Below are 3,600 nucleotides of genomic sequence, written 5' to 3'. Positions count from 1 at the left end.
GATCAATACTTTAAAATCGTGATTTAAATCATATTTAGAAACAACTGCATCCATGATATTTTCTTTGATATACTGTTTAAAACTTGCTTCATCAAAATCAGGATCATGCTGGATCGACATTAAAATAGTATCGATTTGCGGTTTAGCTTTACTATAATCAATTGTGACCTGAGCTTTCATATCAGGACGAGCCGATTTAAATTCACCACTATTCTTTTTTTCAGTAGCATAACGTACTAGATGATGAGCCAAAGAAATAGCTAATGGCATATATCCTTCTGTTTCTTTGCAGGCATAACCAAACATAATTCCTTGATCACCAGCACCACCAACTTCTTCATTGGTTCCAAGAGCAATATCTGGTGACTGACTATCTAAAACCACTTGTACTTTACAAGTACGATAATCAATTCCTTTTTCACTTTCATCATAACCAATATCCTTTAAAACATCCCTAGCAACCTGTTCATAATTAACGTTAGCTAAAGTTGTAATTTCACCACCAATAACAATTAGATCCGTAGTTGCAAATACCTCACAGGCAACCCGTGAATTAGGATCTTCTTTTAAACAAGCATCCAAAATTGCATCGCTAATTTGATCACAAACTTTATCTGGATGTCCTTTTGATACTGATTCTGAAGTAAATAATAATTTTTCTTTCATTTCTTTCTCCTTTCGACAAATAAAAAAGCTTCCTAAAGAGAAAGCAAACGTATTTTAGGAAGCCTTCTCTCATTGTTCAAGTTTAACCTTGCTAAGTCAGGCACCTTCTAATTAAATATAGGGTTGCCACTACATCATCGATCTTCATCTAGTAGTTCTTAATAAGAGTCTTTTTTATTTATTTGTTTTATTTCTTCTTTGCTTAATGATGTTATCACCTCAATGATATCATCGTCAAGACCAATATCTAACAAAATACTAGCAATCATTTTCTGTTGTCGAATATTATTCATATTATCACCTTAACTTAGTTTGTATAAATTAAATAATAATATTCCTAAAAATGACAACTACATAATAATATATTTGCTTTCAAGATGCAAGCAATTTAATATCTACTAATATTTTAACACAAAAAAACGGTTATTTTGTCTCAAATTTTTCTCAATTTTTTAAAGTTCTGGCTGATCTACTGTTCTTACTTCTAAAACACCAGGCACTTCTTCCATTAAAATTTGTTCAACACCATCTTTTAAAGTTTCATCTAATAATGAACAGCCTACACATGCTCCTAGCATCTTTACATAAACAATTCCATCTTTAAAATCAACAAACTCAATATCCCCGCCATCACGATTTAAATATGGTCTTAATTTATTGATTACTTTTTTTACTTCTTCAAATGTATTCACTATTATCACCTCTTTTTAATGCATATTGTAACATAAAAGAATATTTTTTTAAATAAATATAATCACCAAATCTAAACCAGTCTATTTTAGAATGATTAAAAATTAGATTATTTGTAGTTAGCATACCCAAAAATAAAATTATTAATCTTATTGATAACTTTTTGTAATATTAGATTTTTAAAAAAATTATTTAATAAGAAATATTTTTATCAATTTTATGTTATAATAACGATTTTATGTTATAATAAGCTAGTAAGGAGTGATTATTAGATGAGCCAAAAAATAAAACGTGGTGATATCATTGATGTCAAAATCACTGGTATTCAGCCTTATGGTGCTTTTGCCAATTTACCTGATAACTCTACAGGATTAATTCATATCTCTGAGATTTCGGATAAATTTGTAAAAAGTATTAATAGTTTTGTTAAGGTTGGTCAAACTATTAAAGTCAAAGTTATTGATTTTGATGAATCTACCAACCATGCCCGGCTAAGCTTAAAAGCCATTGATAATCGTTATCGTAGACGCAATAAACGTGTTTACTATAAAAATCCTAGACGTTCAATCGTTGAAACCCCTAATGGTTTTAAACCATTAGCATCAGCAATGCAATTATGGATCAAACAAGGAATCACGGAGGAAAATTAGAATGATCAAATTAGATTTAAGTAAAGCTAAATTAAGTGAAGATTTAAGTTCATATCAAGAAAAAGTTAACGAAATTCATGATATGATTCATAACAAAACTGGAGCTGGAAATGATTTTTTAGGATGGGTTGAACTTCCTGAAAATTATGATAAAGCTGAAGTTGAGTTAATTAAAGAAAAAGCTGCATCTTTACAAGATAAAACTGATGTATTATTAGTATGCGGAATTGGTGGTTCTTATTTAGGTGCTCGTGCAGCTATTGAAGCAATCAATGGATTATATCCTAAAAATAAAGTTGAAATTATTTATGTTGGAAATACATTTTCATCAAACTATATTAAACAAGTAGCTGATTATCTTGATGGTAAAGATTTTGCTATCAACGTAATTTCAAAATCTGGTACAACTACAGAAACTTCAATTGCATTTAGAATTTTTAAAGAAATGTGTGAAGAAAAATACGGTAAAGATGGTGCTCGTGAAAGAATCGTAGCTACTACTGATAAAGCTAAAGGAGCTTTAAAAACTCTAGCAACTGAAGAAGGATATACTACTTTTGTAATTCCTGATGATGTTGGAGGACGTTATTCTGTTTTAACACCAGTTGGTTTATTCCCTATCGCTATGGCTGGAATTGATGTTGATGCCATGATGAAAGGTGCTAAAGATGCGATGGATAAATATGGTGTAAGCGATCTTGAACAAAATGATGCTTATCGTTATGGTGTTGCTCGTCAAATCTTACACAAAGCTGGATATCCTGCTGAAATGTTTGTAACTTATGAATTACAACTTGCAATGGTTGCTGAATGGTGGAAACAATTATATGGTGAATCTGAAGGTAAAGAAGGAAAAGGTATTTTACCTACTAGCGCAACTTTCTCTACTGATTTACATTCACTTGGACAATTTATCCAGGAAGGTAGCAAAGTTCTTTATGAAACAGTATTACAAATTGAAGAACCTGCTAGTGATCTTGAAATTCCAAGTGATCCTGACAATTTAGATGGATTAAATTATTTAGCTGGTAAAACAGTTGATTATGTAAATAAAAAAGCATGTCAAGGAACAATTGATGCCCATGTCAATACTGGTAATGTTCCAAATATCTTAATTACAATGGATAAAATGGATGCTTATGGATTTGGATACATGGTTTACTTCTTCGAAATGTCATGTGCAATGTCAGTATATCTATTAGGTGTTAATCCATTCAATCAACCTGGTGTTGAAGTATATAAAGCAAACATGTTTAAATTACTAGGTAAACCTGGTTATTAATAGGAAGGTGATCGATGATCACCTTTTTTTATCAAAAAAATTATTTTTTTATTGACTAATGATTTAGATAATGATAATATATATGAGCACTAAGGAAACGGAGGTTTAGCTCAGTTGGGAGAGCATCTGCCTTACAAGCAGAGGGTCAGCGGTTCGAGCCCGTTAACCTCCACCATTTAAAAAGTAAATAAAGCCGGCTTAGCTCAATTGGTAGAGCAACTGACTTGTAATCAGTAGGTTGAGGGTTCAAGTCCTTTAGCCGGCACCATGATGGAGGAGTAGCGAAGTGGCTAAACGCGGCTGACTGTAACT

Annotated in this window: 5 protein-coding genes, 2 tRNA genes and 1 riboswitch; of the genes, 4 read left to right on the top strand and 3 right to left on the bottom strand. The window is 31.5% G+C overall.

The window, feature by feature from the left end; all coding sequences use genetic code 11:
* The 3 genes from J7M77_RS08850 to J7M77_RS08840 form a co-directional block, all read right to left on the bottom strand.
* Nucleotides 1-666: S-adenosylmethionine synthetase N-terminal domain-containing protein (locus J7M77_RS08850; RefSeq protein ID WP_296877607.1), on the bottom strand; the 666-nt coding region annotated here is incomplete at its 3' end.
* A 66-nt stretch (nucleotides 667-732) separates the two neighbouring features.
* Nucleotides 733-834: riboswitch (SAM riboswitch) on the bottom strand.
* Nucleotides 825-959 carry a hypothetical protein gene (locus J7M77_RS08845; RefSeq protein WP_296877605.1) on the bottom strand — a complete coding sequence of 45 codons (135 nt, stop codon included), beginning with the start codon at nucleotides 957-959 and terminating at the stop codon, nucleotides 825-827. It overlaps the preceding riboswitch by 10 nt.
* A gap of 159 nt (nucleotides 960-1,118) precedes the next feature.
* Nucleotides 1,119-1,367, bottom strand: coding sequence for a NifU family protein (locus tag J7M77_RS08840; protein ID WP_296877598.1), 249 nt, complete (start codon nucleotides 1,365-1,367; stop codon nucleotides 1,119-1,121).
* A 261-nt stretch (nucleotides 1,368-1,628) separates the two neighbouring features.
* Here J7M77_RS08840 and J7M77_RS08835 point away from each other — a divergent pair, with 261 nt between their 5' ends.
* The 4 genes from J7M77_RS08835 (at nucleotide 1,629) to J7M77_RS08820 (ending at nucleotide 3,556) form a co-directional block, all read left to right on the top strand.
* On the top strand, nucleotides 1,629-2,006 hold the full coding sequence (locus J7M77_RS08835; protein ID WP_296877596.1) for a CvfD/Ygs/GSP13 family RNA-binding post-transcriptional regulator: 378 nt from the start codon (nucleotides 1,629-1,631) through the stop codon (nucleotides 2,004-2,006).
* A 1-nt stretch (nucleotide 2,007) separates the two neighbouring features.
* The gene (locus J7M77_RS08830; protein ID WP_296877594.1) at nucleotides 2,008-3,288 is read left to right on the top strand and encodes a glucose-6-phosphate isomerase; all 1,281 of its coding nucleotides are present in this window, start codon (nucleotides 2,008-2,010) and stop codon (nucleotides 3,286-3,288) included.
* Nucleotides 3,289-3,387: 99 nt separating this feature from the next.
* A tRNA-Val gene (locus tag J7M77_RS08825) sits at nucleotides 3,388-3,463 on the top strand.
* A 17-nt stretch (nucleotides 3,464-3,480) separates the two neighbouring features.
* Nucleotides 3,481-3,556, top strand: a tRNA-Thr gene (locus J7M77_RS08820).
* The last annotated feature ends 44 nt before the right edge of the window (nucleotides 3,557-3,600 follow it).

Source organism: Thomasclavelia sp. (assembly GCF_017889095.1).
Lineage (GTDB): Bacteria > Bacillota_I > Bacilli_A > Erysipelotrichales > Coprobacillaceae > Thomasclavelia.
The sequence above is the reverse complement of the archived record's forward strand: the minus strand, read 5'-3'. Positions and strand labels throughout refer to the sequence as shown.